Origin of the sequence: Clostridium intestinale (genome assembly GCF_035905475.1) — a bacterium.
Taxonomy (GTDB): Bacteria; Bacillota; Clostridia; order Clostridiales; family Clostridiaceae; genus Clostridium_T; species Clostridium_T intestinale.
In genome coordinates, this window is sequence record NZ_CP121166.1 from 4,572,237 (window position 1) to 4,591,127 (window position 18,891).

The 18,891-nt window shown below is 31.3% G+C and carries 18 protein-coding genes; all 18 read left to right on the top strand.

The features are described from left to right. Nucleotides 1-51: 51 nt before the first annotated feature. A complete protein-coding gene (locus P8F83_RS22990; protein WP_326512848.1) occupies nt 52-516 on the top strand; it encodes a C-glycoside deglycosidase beta subunit domain-containing protein in 465 nt (154 codons plus the stop codon). Nucleotide 517: 1 nt separating this feature from the next. After that, the gene (locus tag P8F83_RS22995; protein WP_326512849.1) at nt 518-1,573 is read left to right on the top strand and encodes a hypothetical protein; all 1,056 of its coding nucleotides are present in this window, start codon (nt 518-520) and stop codon (nt 1,571-1,573) included. A 514-nt stretch (nt 1,574-2,087) separates the two neighbouring features. Next, entirely contained in the window at nt 2,088-2,426 is a 339-nt protein-coding gene (locus P8F83_RS23000) for a PTS sugar transporter subunit IIA (protein WP_326512850.1), read from the top strand. Further along, nucleotides 2,419-3,282, top strand: a complete 864-nt coding sequence (locus P8F83_RS23005; protein WP_326512851.1) for a Cof-type HAD-IIB family hydrolase — start codon at nt 2,419-2,421, stop codon at nt 3,280-3,282. The genes P8F83_RS23000 and P8F83_RS23005 overlap by 8 nt, the downstream gene beginning before the upstream one ends. A 37-nt stretch (nt 3,283-3,319) precedes the next feature. Continuing rightward, nucleotides 3,320-4,615 (top strand): PTS sugar transporter subunit IIC, encoded by a 1,296-nt coding sequence (locus P8F83_RS23010; RefSeq protein WP_326512852.1) that lies wholly within the window; start codon nt 3,320-3,322, stop codon nt 4,613-4,615. A gap of 12 nt (nt 4,616-4,627) precedes the next feature. After that, the gene (locus P8F83_RS23015; protein ID WP_326512853.1) at nt 4,628-4,939 is read left to right on the top strand and encodes a PTS sugar transporter subunit IIB; all 312 of its coding nucleotides are present in this window, start codon (nt 4,628-4,630) and stop codon (nt 4,937-4,939) included. Nucleotides 4,940-4,964: 25 nt separating this feature from the next. Further along, nucleotides 4,965-6,074, top strand: coding sequence for a Gfo/Idh/MocA family protein (locus tag P8F83_RS23020; protein WP_326512854.1), 1,110 nt, complete (start codon nt 4,965-4,967; stop codon nt 6,072-6,074). 61 nt (nt 6,075-6,135) lie between these two features. Further along, nucleotides 6,136-7,050: a sugar phosphate isomerase/epimerase family protein gene (locus tag P8F83_RS23025; RefSeq protein ID WP_326512855.1), complete on the top strand. Its 915-nt coding sequence runs from the start codon at nt 6,136-6,138 to the stop codon at nt 7,048-7,050. Between the two features lie 17 nt (nt 7,051-7,067). Then, nucleotides 7,068-8,123: a Gfo/Idh/MocA family protein gene (locus P8F83_RS23030; protein WP_326512856.1), complete on the top strand. Its 1,056-nt coding sequence runs from the start codon at nt 7,068-7,070 to the stop codon at nt 8,121-8,123. 30 nt (nt 8,124-8,153) lie between these two features. Then, the gene (locus P8F83_RS23035) at nt 8,154-9,110 is read left to right on the top strand and encodes an ROK family glucokinase (RefSeq protein ID WP_326512857.1); all 957 of its coding nucleotides are present in this window, start codon (nt 8,154-8,156) and stop codon (nt 9,108-9,110) included. A gap of 54 nt (nt 9,111-9,164) precedes the next feature. Then, complete coding sequence (locus P8F83_RS23040; protein WP_326512858.1) at nt 9,165-10,115, top strand: flavodoxin family protein; 951 nt, start codon at nt 9,165-9,167, stop codon at nt 10,113-10,115. 295 nt (nt 10,116-10,410) lie between these two features. Further along, nucleotides 10,411-12,861, top strand: a complete 2,451-nt coding sequence (locus P8F83_RS23045; protein WP_326512859.1) for a GH39 family glycosyl hydrolase — start codon at nt 10,411-10,413, stop codon at nt 12,859-12,861. Between the two features lie 166 nt (nt 12,862-13,027). After that, nucleotides 13,028-13,804 carry a class B sortase gene (gene srtB, locus P8F83_RS23050; protein ID WP_326512860.1) on the top strand — a complete coding sequence of 259 codons (777 nt, stop codon included), beginning with the start codon at nt 13,028-13,030 and terminating at the stop codon, nt 13,802-13,804. 100 nt (nt 13,805-13,904) lie between these two features. After that, on the top strand, nt 13,905-16,607 hold the full coding sequence (locus P8F83_RS23055; protein ID WP_326512861.1) for a prolyl oligopeptidase family serine peptidase: 2,703 nt from the start codon (nt 13,905-13,907) through the stop codon (nt 16,605-16,607). 167 nt (nt 16,608-16,774) lie between these two features. Then, nucleotides 16,775-17,110, top strand: a complete 336-nt coding sequence (locus P8F83_RS23060; RefSeq protein ID WP_474198368.1) for an SdpI family protein — start codon at nt 16,775-16,777, stop codon at nt 17,108-17,110. 170 nt (nt 17,111-17,280) lie between these two features. Then, nucleotides 17,281-17,484, top strand: a complete 204-nt coding sequence (locus tag P8F83_RS23065; protein WP_315108839.1) for a hypothetical protein — start codon at nt 17,281-17,283, stop codon at nt 17,482-17,484. A gap of 16 nt (nt 17,485-17,500) precedes the next feature. Next, nucleotides 17,501-17,803: a spore coat protein gene (locus tag P8F83_RS23070; RefSeq protein WP_326512863.1), complete on the top strand. Its 303-nt coding sequence runs from the start codon at nt 17,501-17,503 to the stop codon at nt 17,801-17,803. A gap of 178 nt (nt 17,804-17,981) precedes the next feature. Continuing rightward, nucleotides 17,982-18,665, top strand: a complete 684-nt coding sequence (locus tag P8F83_RS23075) for a manganese catalase family protein (RefSeq protein ID WP_315108843.1) — start codon at nt 17,982-17,984, stop codon at nt 18,663-18,665. The last annotated feature ends 226 nt before the right edge of the window (nt 18,666-18,891 follow it).

Sequence of the window (18,891 nt, forward strand, 5' to 3'; positions counted from 1 at the left end):
TAATTTATTTAAGGGTACAGGATTATGATTTAGTTGAAAGGAGAAAAGTAAATGTTTGATAACTATTTAGTTAGAAAAGATAGTCTAGAAAATGTGTATAAAGATGGTAAAGCTGTAGGTTTTAAGTTTGGGGTTCGTATTGCAGATTATAGGGGATGTTTCCTATCACTGCATAATGGATACTACGTTGAATGTGATGGAGTAGAATATCCTAAAGAAGTACAAAAATTTGAAATCAATGGTAATGAACCAAGAGATTTTGAAGAAATTAAAAAGTATGTTTGGGAACATTGGGATTACGATGATGAGGGATATGTTTATATACAAAAAGAAGGTGGACTAGCACCTGGTGAACATGTGATTAAATTACAACAATCTATATTAGCGCAGTATGGATATATGCCATGGGATGAAGAGTGGTTAAAGAATCCTCCTACTCCAGGTAAAGGTGCTGGTTCAGGAAAAACAGCTAATATTTGCTCATTTAATTTAGAGTTACAGGAGGGTGGAAAATAGTATGTCAATTAAAAGAGGTGTTTCTTTATATAGCTACCAACAAACTCAATTCTTCAAACAAATGAACTGGAAAGATATGATCAGAGAGGTTCATGATAATCTAAAAACAGATGGTATTGAAATTATAGATGAAGCTATTATCAAAAACTATCCATTCCCATCTGAACAATTTATATTTGACTGGAATAATGAAATGGCAAGATATAATATGAAGGCAACAACTATGGATATTTATCTTGATGTTCATCAATTTAGAGATCATATTATGACTCACAGAGAAGCAGCAGAAAGACTTAAGAATGATATTAAATTAGCAGCAAAACTTGGATTTAAAAATGTAAGACCACTTTGTCTCGTACCAATAGATGTAATAGAAATGGCACTTGAAACTGCAGAAAAATATGATATTAGAATAGGAAAAGAAATCCATGCACCACTTCCTATTAAAAAAGGAACAAAAGTACAACCGACTAAAGGAATGGCAGCAGCATTAGATTTTAGAATGGCGGATCAAATAATTGAGCTTGCAAACCGTACAGGAAGTAAACATCTTGGACTTGTACCTGACTTTGGGATATTCCAACACTCACCGTCTAAAATAGCTATTGATTATGCAAAGAGACAAGCTAAAAAACCAGAAGTTATTGACTTTATATTAGAAAACAGAAAAAGCTATGATTTAGATGAGATGTCTGATGTTTTAGATAAAAAGTACGCTCACCATGGAATAGATCTATCTACAATAGAAAGAATGAGTCTTCATGAATCCTCAGCAAAACCAGAAGATATTATTGATATAATTCCATATATCGTAAGTATTCATGGTAAGTTCTACAACATGACTGAAATTGAAGGAAAACCAGGTTGCTATGAAGATGCTGCAATAGACTATGAAACTCCTATTAAATATTTAAAAGAACATGGATTTAATGGATATATAAATTCAGAATATGAAGGGCAAAGAGATCAACAAGATAGAGGTGTTGAATTCTTACCAGATGAAAGAGAACAAGTAAGACGTCATCACGAGATGTTATCAAGATTAATTGGTGAATAAAATGTATGTGAAATAGAGCTGTGCACTGAATAAGTGTACGGCTTTATTTGTTTATAAAATTAAGGACTTAATGAAGCCGGATGGAAGGCTTCTACAGAGCAGATGTTAAAAGGAATCTAATGAAACTCTACGAGTTTCTAGAGGGTAGATGTTAGAAGGAATTTAATGAAACTCTACGAGTTTCTACAGGGTAGATGTGCATAAAACAGCGGAGCAGTGCAGCAGTGGTATTTGCCAATGTGGGAAAAGCGCGCCATCGTTATGCAAAAGCACAGGTGCAGTGGAACATTGGAGAAGTGAAGCGGTGGAGAATAGCAAAAGAGGAACAGCGGTGCAGTGAGAATAAAATAGTAGGACAAAAAATGTAATCAATTTTTGATGTGTTTTTATAAGAGATAATGATAAGGTTTAAAACAAGTCATGTATACGTATAAAAGAGCAGCATAACAGATAAAGTTTAAAAGGAAATATGGTTATATAATGAGTACATAAAGTGAATGTTAGGAGGTTTATGATGGAAAACTTAGAGATGATTGCTTGTGAAATTATCAGTAATGTTGGGACAGCTAAATCATTGATTATGGAAGGATTAGCAGAAGCAAGAGAAGGAAATTTTCATGAAACAAAGATGAAGCTAAAGGAAGCAGATGAGTATTTTAAAAATGGACATAAATCGCATTTAGAATTGCTCCAACAAGATGCTTTAGGTAATAAGATTGAGATTTCAATGATTTTATTACATACAGAAGATCAATTAATGAGTGCAGAGACAATTAAGTGTCTAGCAAATGAAATGATTGAAATGTATAGGCTTCAACATGAACTAAAAGAGGAAAGGGTGAAAAATGGTTAAGTTAATTGCTTCTGACATGGATGGTACTTTAATTAATGATAAGCATGAAATCTCAAAGGAAGATGCAATTGTTATTAAAGAGGCACAACTAAAAGGCATTGATTTCATTATTACAACAGGGAGACTATATCAAGAAGCATTCCAACAGGTAAGAGACGCAGGTATAGATTGTCATTATATAGTAATGAATGGTGCTGAGCATAGGGATGAAGACGGAAAAATTCTTTACAGCATAGATATTGATAAAAAACAAGTTAAAGAAATAGTAGATGTTTTGAATAAAAACAATTTATACACAGAGTTATACACTAATAAAGGTTTATACACAGTAAGTAGTGAAGAAGTTTGTGTACAAGCAGTAGTTACAAAAATCAAATTTTTTGAGCCAGAAAAGACTGTAGATGAAATATTAAAAACAGCAAAAAAACATAGCGAATTTACAAAGCTTAATTTTATAGACCATATAAATAGGTTTTTGGAAGATGAAGAAATTAAAGTTGGCAAAATACTCTCCTTTTCTGATGACATTAGTCTACTAGACAATATGAAAAACTTATTAGGTAAAAATAATAATTTATCAGTTACAGCATCTTTTAAAATCAATATGGAAATTACACATTCAGATGCTAAAAAAGATATTTTGTTAGAAAAAATTGCTCAGGCTAAAGGATATAGTAACGATGAAGTTATGGTTATTGGAGATAGTTACAATGATTATACCATGATAAAAAAATTTAAAAACTCCTTTGCCATGGGTAATGCTATTCCAGAAATTAAAGAAATTGCTACCTATGTAACTGAAGATAATAACAGCTCAGGAGTAGGTAAAGCAATCTTAAGGGTAATAAATAAGTAAAATAAATTACATTTTAAATGTGATTAGGAGGATAAATATGAGTAATAAAGCGGATATGTTTTTAGATGTGGTTGGAAGAGTGGCTGAGAATAGGTACTTAAAGGCAGTTAGTAAGGCGATGGTTGCAACATTACCAGCAACTATCGTAGGAGCACTTATTACATTACTTAAAATAATACCTATAACAGTATGGCAAAGCTTTTTAACCTCAAGTGGTTTATTATCAACATTCGGAATTATAACTACCTTCACTACTAATTTTTTAGCAATCCTTGTGGTATTTTTTGTAGCAAGAAATATTGGTAACTCATTTAAGTATGATGGAGCTAATGTTGGAATACTTGCAGTTGTATGTTTCTTAGTTTTAACACCTTTAGGATCATTTACAGTTGGAGAAAAAGCAGTAAGTGCAATTACCTTTGACTGGGTTGGATCAAGAGGAATGTTTGTAGCTATCATAATTGGATTATTAGTTGGTAGAGTATTTGCTTTCTTAATGGATCACAAGGTATATATAAGAATGCCTGAAAGCGTACCACCTTTTGTAGAAAAATCTTTTGCTAATATTATTCCATGGACAATTATAGTTGTAGGTACAGCTTTAATTGCATGGGGAGTTGCATTTACACCAATGAAGGACATTCATAGTCTAATATTTAAAATTGTTCAGGCACCATTACAAAATATCGGTGGTTCTATAGGTGCGACACTATTAGCTTATGTAGTTATAAGTATATTATGGTGTTTTGGATTACATGGAAAATCTATTGTATATGCAGTTGTTGCACCAATATGGGCTTCATTAACAGCAGAAAACTTAGCAGCAGTTCAATCAGGAGCAGAACCTAGCAATCTGGTTAACTTCAGTTTCTTATCTGTATTCTTCGAAGTAGGGGGAGGCGGCTGTATACTTGGGTTAGCTATAGTTATACTAGTAACAGCTAAGAGCGAAAGATATAAGGCAATAGGAAAGATTACATTACCAGCAACAATTTGTGGAATCAGTGAACCATTGACCTTTGGAGCTCCAATAGTTATGAACCCAATTCTAGGAGTACCTTTTATAATATCACCATTTGCGGCAGGAATTATAGCTTATGCTGCTACTAAAATAGGATTTTTACCAATCATGTCAGGAGCACAATTACCGACAGGTACACCAGTTATCATAAATTCATTTATTCTGGGTGGTATAAGAGCAGTTATTGTTCAGGTTATTATTCTTGCAGTATGTATAGGTATATACTTACCTTTCTTTAAGAAAGCAGATAACATGGCTTTAGCTGAAGAAGCTGCTAGTACCCAAGCAGAAAATCAAACAGTAGAAGTGTAAAGGAGTAGGATTATGAAGTATATAACATTAGTTTGTAATGCAGGTATGTCAACAAGTTTATTAGTAAAAAACATGAAAAAATCTGCAATAGAACAGGGGATAGAAGCTGATATAATAGCTATTCCAGACTCTGAGTTAGAGAGCAGGGCAGAAAACTTTAAAATTGATGTGGTTTTATTAGGACCTCAAGTTAGATATCTTAAAAATAAGATAGCTAAGCTTTTAGAGCCTAAAGGAGTTCCTGTAGAAACAATTCCACCAGCGGATTATGGAACAATGAATGGTAAAAATGTTTTATATTTAGCACTAAAGTTAGCAAAATAGATACAGAAAAGTAGGAGGAAAGAATATGAGTAAAGTAAGAATTGGAATAATTGGATGTGGGGGAATAGCAAATAATAAACACTTTCCAGCACTAAAAAGCCAAGCAGATAAGTGCGAAATTGTGGCTTTCTGTGATACTCAAGAAGAAAGAGCTAAAAAGGCATGTGAAGAATTTGGTAGCGAAGACTCTAAATACTACACTGATTATAAAGAACTTTTAAAAGATAAATCTATAGATGTTGTACATGTATGTACTCCAAACGTATCTCACAGTCCAATAACAGTAGCAGCATTTGAAGCAGGTAAACACGTTCTTTGTGAAAAGCCAATGGCTCATAACCCAGAAGCTGCTGAGAAAATGATGGATGCTTGGAAAAAGTCAGGTAAGAAATTTACAATAGGATATCAAAATAGATTCCGTAAAGAAGTACAAGCTTTACATGGAGCATGTGAAAAAGATGAATTAGGAGAAATCTATTTTGCAAAGGCTCATGCAGTTAGAAGAAAGGCAGTTCCAACATGGGGAGTTTTCCCAGATAAGTCTCAACAAGGTGGAGGTCCATTAATAGATATAGGTACACATGCATTAGATATTACACTGTGGATGATGAACAACTATAAGCCAGTTTCAGTTACAGGTTCTGTATTTAATAAGTTAGGAAATTTAGAGGGTGCAGAAGAGGGAAATATGTTTGGACCATGGGATACTAAAACTTATGAGGTTGAAGATTCAGCTTTTGGCTACATTAAGATGGAAGATGGAGCAACTATTTTCTTAGAAGCTTCTTGGGCATTAAATGTACTAGAATCAAAGGAAGCAGCCACAACACTTTGCGGTACAAAAGCAGGGGCTCATATTAATGCGGGAATGAGTTATACAACTAATGAATTAATTTTTAATAAGGCTCATAATGGAATGTTAGTTGAAGAAAAGAATTCTACAGAAGGGGCTATAGCTTTCTTTGAAGGAGCAAGTTCAGCACCAGAAGTATTGGAAGCAAAACAATGGTTAGAGGCTGTAATAGAAGACAAGGAGCCATTAGTTAAACCAGAACAAGCCTTTGTTGTTACAAAGATATTAGATGCAATTTATAAATCAGCAGAAAGCGGAAAAGAGATTATATTTGATAAATAGATAAGAGATGAAAGATAAGTGCCTTATTAATTTAAGGCACTTAATTTAAAAGGAGGAAAATATGAAGTTAGGATTTGTAAGTGCAATTTTAGGAGATTTAAGCTTTGAAGAAATGATTGATTTTGCTTCAGAGCAAGGTTATGAATGTGTTGAAGTGGCATGTTGGCCAAAAGGTAAAGCAGAAAGACGTTATGCAGGTGTTACGCATATTGATATAGATGATTTAAGTGAAGAAAAAGTAGAGTATATTAAAAGTTATATAAAAGAAAGAGGAATAGAAATTTCAGCTCTAGGATATTATCCTAATACATTAGATCCAGACTTAGATAAAAGAGCTGTTTATGTAGAACATATTAAAAAGCTTATAGCTGGAGCAAGAAAGCTTGGCATTAATACTATAACTACTTTTATTGGAAGAGTACCTAATAAAACAGTAGAAGAAAATCTTAACATAGTTAGGGAGGTATGGACTGAAATAATCAAGGTAGCAGAGGAGCATGATGTGAAAATAGCGATTGAAAACTGTCCGATGCTGTTTACTAATGATGAATGGCCCGGTGGTCAAAATCTTATGACAACTCCAGCTATTTGGAGAAAGATCTTTGAGATACTTCCAAGTGAAAATTTGGGGATAAATTATGATCCATCCCATTTTATTTGGCAGCATATCGACTATATTAAGCCACTTTATGAGTTTAAGGATAAGATTTTTCATGTACATTATAAGGATATTAAAGTGTACAAAGATAAACTTGATGATGTAGGAATAATGGCAACTCCACTTAAGTATATGTCACCTAAACTACCTGGGCTTGGAGATGTAGACTGGGGGAAATATGTGTCAGCTTTAACGGACATTGGTTATAGGGGGTACACCTGCATAGAAGTAGAAGATAAAGCTTTTGAAGGTTCATTAGAGGAAGTTAAAAAATCAGTGATTATTAGTAAAAGATATATGAGTCAATTTGTAATATAGGAAAAGGAGGAAAGATTATGAAAAATGATATATATCAAGTAGCTCTTATAGGCTATGGGGGTATTGGATGTGGGCATCATGCACCTAAGATATCATCTACAGAAAGAATAGATATTGCTGGTGTATATGACATAGACCCAAAGAAGAATAGACAAGCATCTGAAGATGGATATAAGGTTTATGAAAGTTTTGAAGCTGCACTTGAGGATAAAGATGTTGACATCATACTTATAGCTACCCCGAATCACCATCATAAAAATTTAGCAATTCGTGCAATGGAAGCTGGTAAAAATGTAATTTGTGAAAAGCCAGTTATGCTTAATAGTGAAGAACTTCAGCAAGTACTAGATGTAGCAGAAAAGACAGGAAAATTATTTGTGGTACATCAAAATAGAAGATGGGACCCAGACTTTTTAATTATAAAAAACATATATGAATCTCATGAAATAGGAAAAGTATTTAATATTGAAACAAGAGCACAAGGTTCAAGAGGTATACCAGGAGATTGGAGAAAGTATGCTGAGTTTGGTGGAGGAATGATGCTTGACTGGGGAGTTCATTTAATTGATCGTCTTCTTTGGATGATACCAGAAAAAGTTAAGAAAGTATTCTGTGAACTTTCATATATCCTTGAAGAGGATTGTGATGATGGATTAAAAATGAAGTTATTTTTTGAGAGTGGATTGACAGCTACAGTCGAGGTCTGCACTACTAATTTTGATACTCTTCCTCAATGGTATGTTAATGGCACTACAGGAGCGTGTATTATAAATGACTGGAATCTTAATGGAAGAATAACTAAGTTATTGACTTATGAAGGAAATGAATCAAAGCCTATAGTTGCAGGAGTTGGTCTTACAAAAACTATGGCACCAAGAGATGAGTCTACGGTGTCCTTTAATAAACTTCCTAATGTTCAATCAGATGTTAGGGATTTCTACTGCAATGTAATTAATCATCTTGATGGTAAAGAAGATATAATAGTTAAAAATTCAGAAGTAATGAGAGTAATGAGACTATTTGATTGTGCAAAAAAATCTCATGAATTATGCCAAGTACTTGACTTTGAATAAATAGTAGAACTTAAATGTTAAGGAGTTTTCATGAATAAAGAATATGGATTTGGAGTAGATATTGGAGGAACCACTGTAAAACTTGGGTTATTTAAAGTAGATGGAGAACTGTTAGAACAGTGGGAAATAAAAACGAGAAAAGACAATAAAGGTAGTCGTATTCTTAAAGATATCTCAAAAGCTATAGAAGATAAAATAAAGGACAGAGATATTTCTAAAGATAAAATTATTGGAATAGGTATGGGTGTACCTGGACCAGTAGAGGATAAAGGGAATGTATTACGATGCGTAAATTTAGGCTGGGATATAGTTAATGTAGTAGAAGTAATGGAGGAGTTAACTGGCCTACCAATAAAGGTAGGTAATGATGCAAATATAGCAGCACTTGGTGAAATGTGGTTAGGTGGAGGTAAGGGCTGCAAAAATATGATAATGGTAACATTAGGTACTGGAGTAGGCGGTGGAATTATTGTAAATGGAAACATACTATCAGGCCATAATGGAGCAGCAGGAGAGATAGGTCACATTAAGATTAATAATAATGAGACAAGGGGTTGTGGATGTGGTAAAAAAGGATGTTTGGAACAGTATGCTTCTGCTACAGGAATTGTAAATGAAGCTGTTAGAGCAGTAAATAGCACAAATATTGAATCAACTCTAAGAGAAGTAGATGAGTTAACAGCTAAAGAGGTTTTTTATGAAGCTAAAAAAGGTGATAAGTTGGCTATTAAATTAGTAGAAGAATTCGGCAATAGATTAGGAAGTGTACTAGCAACTATAAACTGTGTTTGTGATCCCGAGGTTATCGTGATTGGTGGTGGAGTTTCAAAAGCAGGAGAAATATTAATTGAAACAGTGAAAAAGTATTTTAAAGAAAAAGCATTCCATACTTCAGAGAACACAAGATTTGAATTTGCACTATTAGGAAATAATGCTGGGATTTATGGTGGAGTTAAGCTAGTTTTGGATCAAATAAAAAATAATTAGAAACTTAAAAGAGGAGTTTTAGTTACTATAAATAAAGAAAGCGAGAGTAGAGTAATGAACGTATTAGGACTATCCTTCGGAAGAAAAATGAAATGTAGTGAGATTTTAGTAAAAGAAGCACTTTTCGAAGCTAAAAAAGCTGGTGCAGAAGTGAAATTTATAAGTACTATTAATATGAATATTCAACATTGCAAAGGCTGTGGAGCTTGTAGTGCTGGCAGAAATAATGGAAAGCAGATTAAATGTATTATTAAAGATGACTATGAAATATTAGAACAAGCTGTTTTAGATGCAGATGCTATAATTTTAGCTGCACCAGTATATGCAGTAGGGCCTGTAGGACAATTAAAGAATTTTATTGATCGTTTTGGACCAGCACATGATCGTCCAGCAATTCAGTATGAGCAAGATAAACGTATTACAGCAGGTGAGGAATTATTAGATGAGCGTGCATTTAAAGATAGATATGTTGGGTATATTTCTGTTGGAGGAGCTAGTACACAAAATTGGGTTTCTCTTGGATTACCATCTATGCATTTATTCAGTTTTTCACTTATGATGAAGGTAGTTGGTCAAATCGATGCTTATGATATGGGAAGAACTGCTAGCCCTGTACTGGATAAAGAATTAATGAGTAAAGCAGGAGAACTAGGACGTAGAGTAGCTGAAGCTGTTGGAAAACCATATGATGAAGTAGAATGGTTTGGAGAAAATGGTAGTTGCCCAGTTTGCCACAATAATTTAGTTACTTTAAACAAAACAACAACTGTAGAATGTCCTGTATGTGGAATAAGAGGGCACTTATCTATAGATGGAGAGCAGTTAAAGGTTGAATTTAGTAAAGAAGAACAAAATCGTGCTAGAAATACTAGAATAGGACTACAAGAACACTTTGATGAAATTAGCAACATGAAGAATGTGGCTAGACCTAAACTTGAAGCTAATAAAGATATATTACCTCAATTATTAGAAAAATATAAGAACTTTGAAGAACTAGTTAAGTAATTGTAAAAAGACTCCTGTGCTGATGCATAGGAGTTTTTTGTGCTTAAACACTTACGTATAATAGTTAAACACTGAATAAAACACCTAAACACTAACAATATTTAACAATAAATTTCTAGAAGGCTATAGATGTAGAGGGCTTTTAAGAAAATAAGTAGTGTTTTGGTATGATATTTGCTGGATTATATTAACAGATATACGTAAAGTTAAAGAAAGGACTAACGAAATATTAATTGTAAATAATTGTAAGTAATTGTGAGTAAAATCTGAATTTACGGTCAAAGGGGGAAGGATAATGATATTTGAGAAAACAAGTGATATTCCAATTAGTATTAACAGCTATGGAGTAACTAAAACTCAATACTACTTCAATAAAGAATTGAAGCTAATCTTCATATTAAAGGGGAAGATTAATGTCACAACAAACAGCAATTTATATAATCTTTCAGAAGGATCTGTATTTTTAATCAATAATGAAAGCTTATGTTTACTAGAGCCTATAGAAGAAAACGTTATTATTACATTAAATATAGATAGTAACTACTTTAACAATTATTATAAAGATTTTTCTGAAATTAGATTTTACTTAAATACCCGTGAAGATAAGAGTTTTTGGAGAATGCTTTTAAAAATAATAGAATCATTTATAAAAAAGGAAAAGTCTTATGCTTTAGAGATTAAAAAGAGGGTTTTAGATTTGATTTTAGTATTTACAACTAAATATATAGATGAAAAGGAATATATAAAATCAAATTCCTCGATAGAAGATAAAAGAATAGAAAAGCTGATTAATTTTATTAATATCCACTATAAAGAAAAGTTAACTTTAAATGACTTGGCTGAGGAAGTGAACTTGAACCCCCAATATTTATCTAGATATTTTTCAAAATATATGGGGTTAACTTTAAATGACTTTATTTCTAATGTGAGGTTAAAAGAATCTTTAAAGGATCTAAAAAACGAAAAAAATAAAATAATCTATATAGCTTTAGAAAATGGCTTTCCTAATCTTAAATCCTATTTTAAGGTATTTAAAGAAAAATACAATACCACTCCATCAATTTACAGAAAAAATATCCAGAGTAGCAATCCTATTAAAACTAAAGATTCAAAAAATAATGTTGATTTAGAAGATATAGAAATTATAGATTTAATTAAAAAATACTGCTCAAATGAGGATAAGGAAAATATAGTTAATGAAAAATATATTATTAATTGTGAGAAGACTATAGGGGATATAAAAGATTCATGGAATAAAATCATTTGCTTTGGAAGAGCTTCAGAGGGGTTAAGGGCTGAATGGAGACAACAGCTTAGAGCTATTCAACAAGAAATCCCATTTAGATATATAAGGTTTCATGGAATCTTTAGTGATGACATGATGATATACAATGAGAATTCTAATGGAGAAGTAGAACTCAATTTCAGTTATATAGATGAACTTATAGATTTTTTATTAGAAGTTAAGTTAAAACCATTTATTGAATTAAGTTATATGCCTGAAAGCCTTGCTAGTGAAAAAAAGTATATGTTTAATTGGAAAGCAAATATAAGTTACCCAAAAAGCTTAGATAAGTGGGAGAGTCTTGTTAGAAATTTTACAAAACATTTAATAAATAGATATGGAATTGAGGAGGTTACTTCTTGGTATTTTGAAATTTGGGATAACTTTACCATTGAAAAGAGTGTAAGTAAAAAAACATTGGAGTTTTTTAAAAGAACTTATTCAGCTGTAAAAAAGGTTAATTCAAAATTAAAAGTTGGAGGAATAAATAACTTTATAGAAATTTTGATAAATACAGATATTCTAAAAATGTATAATGATTTCTTTATTAAAGAAAATATAGAACTTGACTTTATATCTCTAAAGATTTATTCAATTAAGCCTAAAAACAACACTGATTTAGTTACCGTTTTTAAGAATTCTGGAATAGATTCCGATGGAAAATTAATTCTCCAAGATTCCGCTAATGAATGTGTATATGCAGAAGACAGGTATATAAGTGAAAACCTAGATGAACTTATGAAAGTCCTAGATAACTTCGAAGGTTTGAGAAAACAAATATTCATTACTGAGTGGAATCTTAATGCTGACCCTAGAGACTTAGTCCATGATACTTGCTTTAAAGCTTCTTATTTAGTTAAAAACGTTGTTGAAAATTTTAATAAAGTTGATGGAATGGGATATTGGACATTTACTGATATTTTTGAGGAAGTAAAAACTAGTTATGATACTTTTCATGGGGGCCTTGGTTTTGTTACTAGCAATGGACTTAAAAAACCTATATATAATTCTTATAAACTACTAAATAAACTTGGAGCTCAAATAATAGAAAAAGGTGAGGACTTTATAGTAACTAAAAATTCTAAAGGCGTTATTCAAATACTAGCCTATAACTACTGTCATTTTAAAAATGAAGATATTAAATACAACGAAAAGGAAGTTTTAAGTGATAGGTACAGTATATTCAAAGAAAAAATAAGAAATATAAAAATTACCTTATTAGGTGTTAATGGAAATATAACTAAAAAGATATATAGAATAAATCAAGAAAATGGTTCTGTTTATGATGAGTGGATTAAAATAGGATCGCAAAAGAATATATATCAAGAAGAATTTGATTATCTTAAGCAGAAATCAATATATGGATATAAAAGAGAATATGCTTTTTGTGAAAACGATTTAGAAATCAATGAAAATATGCAACCTCACGAGGTTATGCTAATAGAGGTAGTTAGGGAATAGAAAAATTATGTACCTTTTTTTGACTTCGCTAGAAAAGGTGAAAAAGAATTAACAGAAAGGAATGTAGTAAAAGAGTAATAAATAAACAAATAAACATACAGTTATTGGAAGGAATTTTTGTTGGCTGAAAGATATAATTTTAATAGATTGAGGTAAGGTAGGTGCTATGAACTTTATGAAATTAGAAGATGGAAATAAGCACAAAAAGAAAAGATGGACAAGATTAGCATTACTTATAATTAGTCTCTCTGCCTTAATATATTCAGCAGTTTCCCTATTAGCTATTTTTAATGAATATAAAAAGGGTGAGAAGGAATATGAAAGTCTTCAGAGATATATAAATAGAGATTCAAATATTTCAGAAATTAAGGATAAAGAAATTTTATCAGTAGATTTTGAAAGTTTGAAAAAGCTTAATGAAGATATTGTTGGATGGATTTCTTTTAAGGACACAGAAGTTAATTATCCAATTGTCAAAGGAGCAGATAATAGTTATTACTTGAATCATACGTTTAATAAAACAGAAAATGATTCGGGAAGTATTTTTATGGATTTTGAAAACGATTCAAGTCTTAAAGATAAAAATACAATCCTATATGGTCATAACATGAAAAATGGTTCGATGTTTAGCATTTTAAATAAATATATGGATAAAGATTTCTATGACAGTACACCATACTTTTGGATTTATACAGAAAGTGAAGTATATAAGTGTGAAGTTTTTTCAGCTTATAAAACAAGCGCAAACAACAGTAAAAGCTATATTAAAAACTTCTCTACAGATCAAGAATATGAAGAGTTTTTAAAAGAATTAAAAAGCAGTTCTTTATATGATACTGGAATAACTGTAAATAAAGATGACATAGTTTTAACTTTGTCCACATGTACAAACAACGATAAGGACAGTCGGTTTGTAGTAAGCAGCAAAATGGTAAAACAATAAATTATATCAATTAAGAGAAACTTTATAACCATTAACATATAGGTTTTAAGTTTAAGAAGGTTTCTAGATAGGAAACTTTTAAAATTTAGGGGGGATAAAAATGATTAAAAGATTCCGTAAATACGGAAAAAGCTTTATGGCACTTATGTTAGCAACATCTATGATACTTTCTTCTGGAGTAACAGTATTAGCAGCTGATGGAAAGTCAACTTCTTACAGTACTATTAGTGAAGTTCATGATTGGGGTATTGCAATCCCAAGAGTAGTAGTGGACTTAGGCAAGACAGTTAATAAAGATTCAATATCAAAGGATACATTTAAAGTACACGTAAAGAGAACTGAAAAAGGTAAAGATACGGTTTTATCAGAAGGGGATCGTAACATCACTAAGATTTATGTATCCGACAAGGATGGTAATGTTCAAGAAAGTGGAAATTATGTAGTTATTGAAATGGAAATAGGACCAACTTTAGATATTGCATCACCAATTCAGTTCAGTATGAAAACTTTCTTGAATGAGTGGATTGATTCTTACTATACAATCACTCAAGTACAAGATATAACTACTCCTACAGAAACAATTTCTGGATTAGTTGTTGATACTTTTTCAGGAGATACAAAAAAGCTTGTTGATGATTTTTCAGTAGGAAGTGGAACTTATGATAATATAAATTTAAAATATGCAAGCTATGCACCTGAAACAACTGGGGAAAAGAAACCTTTAATTATATGGTTACATGGTATGGGTGAAGGTGGAACAGATGGACTTCTTCCAATATCAGCAAACAAAGCTGCTAACTTTGCATCAGAAGATATACAATCATATTTTGATGGAGCTTATGTATTAGCACCTCAAACACCAACAATGTGGATGCAAGGACCAAACGGTGAATTTGGAGGCAAAGATTCAAAATATACAAAAGCCTTAATGGGATTAATAGAAGACTATGTTTCTAAAAATAGTAATATAGATAAAAATAGAATTTACATCGGAGGAGATTCTAATGGTGGATATATGACTATGGTTATGGCTAGAGAGTATACAGATTATTTTGCTGCTGCATTTCCAACATGTGAAGCATTGGCTGATTCTTTAATCACAGATTCAGATATTCAGAAAATGAAAGATCTTCCAATGTGGTTTATTGCATCTAAAGATGATACAACAGTTGATGTAAATAGCTATGTAATTCCAACACATAAGAGATTAAAAGATGCCGGAGCTAAAAACCTTCATTTATCATTATATGATAGTGTAGTTGACCAAACAGGTTTATATAAAAATCCAGATGGTACACCATATAAATATAATGGACATTGGTCATGGATATATGTTTATAATAATGATCCTAAGGATATTATAAATGGAAAAGAGACAACCATTATGGAATGGTTAGCATCTCAAAACAAATCTGATTTTACTACCTATAATACTATTACAGAAATCGAAGATTGGGGTCCAGCAACTACGAAAGTTGTAATTGATTTAGGACAAACAGTTAAAGAAGGTTCTGTTAATACTGATAGTTTTTCAGCATTTGTTTCTAGAAGTGATAAAAGATTAGCTACACCATTAATACAAGAAGGTTATAGAAACATAACAAAAGCTTATGTTTCTGATGCAAAAGGTAATGCTTCTAAAACAGGAAACTACGCAACTTTAGAAATGGAAATAGGACCAAGTATAACTTTAGGTTCACCATTTAACTATGTTCCTGCTTCAGGTGGTAATGCATGGATTGACACTAAATATACAATTACTCAAGAAAAGAATATTGTATCTGATAGCACTACAATATCACGTCTTGTAGCTAATGAACTTAAAGATCAAATAAAAGTAGGAGTAGATGATTTTGATATTTCAAAAGCAACTTATGATAACGTAACTTTGTCATATGCAAGTTACGCTCCAGCAAAAGATAATGGTAAAAATCCATTAGTTATTTGGCTTCATGGTGGTGGAGAAGGTGGTTCTGATGCAACTGTACCTATATCAGGAAATAAAGCAGTAAACTTCTCGTCAAAAGAAATACAAGATTATTTTGGTGGTGCATATGTTTTAACACCTCAAGCACCAACTAGATGGATGCAAACTGAGTCTGGAAAACTAGATGGAACTTCAATTTATACAAAAGCCCTTATGTCATTAATAAAAGATTACGTTTCTAAAAATGATGACATAGATGCTAATAAAATATATATTGGAGGATGTTCTAATGGCGGATATATGACAATGGTTATGATTCGTGATTATCCAGGATATTTTGCAGCTGCATTCCCAGTATGCGAAGGATTAAATGATAGTTTGATATCTGATTCTGACTTAGCAAAAATGAAAGAGACTCCAATATGGTTTGTTGCTGCTTCAACAGATACAGTATTGCCACCAGCAATAAACACTGTACCAACTTATGAAAGATTAATAAAAGCTGGCGCAAAAAATGTTTATCTATCACTATTTGATAAAGTTGTAGATACAACAGGATTGTATAAAAATGCAGATGGTACTCCATATGAATACAATGGACATTGGTCATGGATATATGTATTTAATAATGAAGTAAGTCAAGTAATAAATGGAAAGCAAACAAGCATTATGGAATGGATGGCTGCTCAAACTTTAAAACAAAATGAAACTACAGTTGAAGAACCAACTGTAGAGCAACCAACCAAAAATTCTACTAACACAGACGTAAAAACAGCACCTAAAACTGGTGATACAGCACCAATAGCTCCGCTATTAGTAATAATGACATTATCTATAGCTGGAATATATATTTCTGTAAGAAAAAAATCAGCTTAAAAACATTTCCACCTAAAATTAAGTTTTAGGTGGATTTTTTTTATGGAACGGTTAGTGTATTTACAAAATATGTTATTATTATAGGTGATGATAACTTTAATTTATAATAGGGAGAAATTATGTGGCAAGAAATATTTATATTTGTAAGTAATTTAATTATTCCAATAATGCTGTTGTTTTTTGGAATAATATTTAAAAATCAGGGACCTAAAAAAATAAACGGATTTTATGGTTATAGAACCTCAATGTCAATGAAAAACAAGGAAACTTGGGACTTTGCACATAGATATTGTGGGAAGTTATGGACAAAGTTAGGTCTTATAACATTATTTTTATCAATAATTATTAGTTTAATTATCTTGAATTTTGATGAGAAAATTCAAGGTATTGTTGTGGCAATAGTAGTAACTGTTCAAACTATTCTTTTGATAGTATCTATTTTTCCTGTTGAGAAGGAATTAAAAAAGAATTTTGATAAGGATGGAAATAGAAAAATTAAGTAATTATTGAATTAGTTAATATATTAAAAAAATAATTTAACTAAAGTTTATATATATGTTAATGTATTAACTAATTGTATATTATTAAATGTTTATCTAGGTATTTGTACGTTTAATCTTTAATTAAGAGCAAACAATAAGAAGGTAAATTTAATTAAGGAGGTACAAATGTTATGAGAAAGCTTTCAGAAGCTGAAGTTATATCTTTAGCAGGATTATTAACTATGGAAAGAGATGGATTAGCAGTCGCAAAAGCAATTCAACCATTAATAAGTGATGATGATTTAAAGAAGCAATCTGAAGCAGGAATATTAGCTGCTGAAGGAAGAATAAAAGGCATGCAACAATTTATAAATGAAAATCAAGTAATAAGATAGGAAAGGAGAGAGTGATATGTTACCAATTATAGAAAACATGGTTAAAAAAGATACAGTAATGAATGATGAAGTAATAACTAGTAATATGCTTGCATCAGCTAAAGGAGCAGCAGATGCATATTTTAATGCTACTATAACAAGCTCTACTCCAGAATTAAGAGCTATTTATGGTGCAAACTTAAATCAAGTTATAGGTGGCCATTCTGCACTTACAGAATTAGTTATAAAAAAGGAATGGGAAAAACCTTATGTAGAGCCTACAGAGATGCTTTCTAATGCATATCAAAAATCAGAAAATGTAATAAATGAAATGGACTAATGTAGCAATAACTTTAAATATAACTTAAAGAGAAGCAGAGATGCTTCTCTTTATTGTTGTAATAGTGGTAAATCTAGTACGAAAAAGAACCGTGTTAAAGAGAAAAACTAAAATTTACGTTTAAACTTTCTAAAATAAGGAACAATAGGGGTGATATTAAATAATTGGAGGGATATAAATGTTTAAACATGAAAAGAAACTTCTACAAGATGTAAGGGTTGAGAGACCTAATCCTCAATATGCAGTACTAATGCAAGAACAATTAGGAGGAGCAAATGGGGAACTTAAGGCAGCGATGCAGTACATATCTCAAAGTTTTAGAATTAATAATCAAGAAATAAAAGATTTGTTCCTAGATATAGGAGCAGAAGAATTAAGTCATATGGAGATGGTAGCACAAACTATTAATCTATTAAATGGTCATGAAGTAGATTATAAAACAGTTGAAGCTGGAGAGATTCAAACCCATGTTTTATCTGGATTGTCCCCTGTATTAATAAATTCATCAGGAGCTCCTTGGACAGCTGACTTTGTAACAGTTACTGGTGACCTTGTTGCAGATTTACTATCTAATATAGCTTCAGAACAAAGAGCAAAAGTAGTTTATGAATATTTATATAGACAAATTGATGATAAATATGTAAAAGAAACTATAGATTTCTTATTAAATCGTGAAGAGGCTCATAATGCTTTATTTAGAGAAGCTTTAAATAGAATAAAGGATACTGGATCAAACAAAGATTTTGGAATTACAGAAGACTCAAAGTTATACTTTGATTTATCTACACCAGGAAGATTTTTTGATAATCCAGATCCTACAGCACCTTCATTTGAAGATCCAAGAAAATTAACTAAGGTTTAAATATAAAAGTCCCAATTAAAGGGACTTTTTTTAATCAAAAAAACAAATAACTATAATCCAAATAGTCGATTTAATAGCTTTATATATACTTTTGATAACAATATTATAAAGCGTTTTGCTTTAGCAGTAAAATGGGGTAAAACAATATAACGTTTTCACCTATAATGATATACTAATATTGGTATAAGATTTAATCTAATTTTCTTTTTTGAATAAGGAACTTAAT

Excerpts from the sequence above, each read along its gene's own strand:
- P8F83_RS22990 (WP_326512848.1), top strand. The coding sequence starts at position 52 with ATGTTTGATAACTATTTAGTTAGAAAAGATAGTCTAGAAAATGTGTAT.
- P8F83_RS22995 (WP_326512849.1), top strand. The coding sequence starts at position 518 with ATGTCAATTAAAAGAGGTGTTTCTTTATATAGCTACCAACAAACTCAA.
- P8F83_RS23000 (WP_326512850.1), top strand. The coding sequence starts at position 2,088 with ATGGAAAACTTAGAGATGATTGCTTGTGAAATTATCAGTAATGTTGGG.
- P8F83_RS23005 (WP_326512851.1), top strand. The coding sequence starts at position 2,419 with ATGGTTAAGTTAATTGCTTCTGACATGGATGGTACTTTAATTAATGAT.
- P8F83_RS23010 (WP_326512852.1), top strand. The coding sequence starts at position 3,320 with ATGAGTAATAAAGCGGATATGTTTTTAGATGTGGTTGGAAGAGTGGCT.
- P8F83_RS23015 (WP_326512853.1), top strand. The coding sequence starts at position 4,628 with ATGAAGTATATAACATTAGTTTGTAATGCAGGTATGTCAACAAGTTTA.
- P8F83_RS23020 (WP_326512854.1), top strand. The coding sequence starts at position 4,965 with ATGAGTAAAGTAAGAATTGGAATAATTGGATGTGGGGGAATAGCAAAT.
- P8F83_RS23025 (WP_326512855.1), top strand. The coding sequence starts at position 6,136 with ATGAAGTTAGGATTTGTAAGTGCAATTTTAGGAGATTTAAGCTTTGAA.
- P8F83_RS23030 (WP_326512856.1), top strand. The coding sequence starts at position 7,068 with ATGAAAAATGATATATATCAAGTAGCTCTTATAGGCTATGGGGGTATT.
- P8F83_RS23035 (WP_326512857.1), top strand. The coding sequence starts at position 8,154 with ATGAATAAAGAATATGGATTTGGAGTAGATATTGGAGGAACCACTGTA.
- P8F83_RS23040 (WP_326512858.1), top strand. The coding sequence starts at position 9,165 with ATGAACGTATTAGGACTATCCTTCGGAAGAAAAATGAAATGTAGTGAG.
- P8F83_RS23045 (WP_326512859.1), top strand. The coding sequence starts at position 10,411 with ATGATATTTGAGAAAACAAGTGATATTCCAATTAGTATTAACAGCTAT.
- srtB (WP_326512860.1), top strand. The coding sequence starts at position 13,028 with ATGAACTTTATGAAATTAGAAGATGGAAATAAGCACAAAAAGAAAAGA.
- P8F83_RS23055 (WP_326512861.1), top strand. The coding sequence starts at position 13,905 with ATGATTAAAAGATTCCGTAAATACGGAAAAAGCTTTATGGCACTTATG.
- P8F83_RS23060 (WP_474198368.1), top strand. The coding sequence starts at position 16,775 with ATGCTGTTGTTTTTTGGAATAATATTTAAAAATCAGGGACCTAAAAAA.
- P8F83_RS23065 (WP_315108839.1), top strand. The coding sequence starts at position 17,281 with ATGAGAAAGCTTTCAGAAGCTGAAGTTATATCTTTAGCAGGATTATTA.
- P8F83_RS23070 (WP_326512863.1), top strand. The coding sequence starts at position 17,501 with ATGTTACCAATTATAGAAAACATGGTTAAAAAAGATACAGTAATGAAT.
- P8F83_RS23075 (WP_315108843.1), top strand. The coding sequence starts at position 17,982 with ATGTTTAAACATGAAAAGAAACTTCTACAAGATGTAAGGGTTGAGAGA.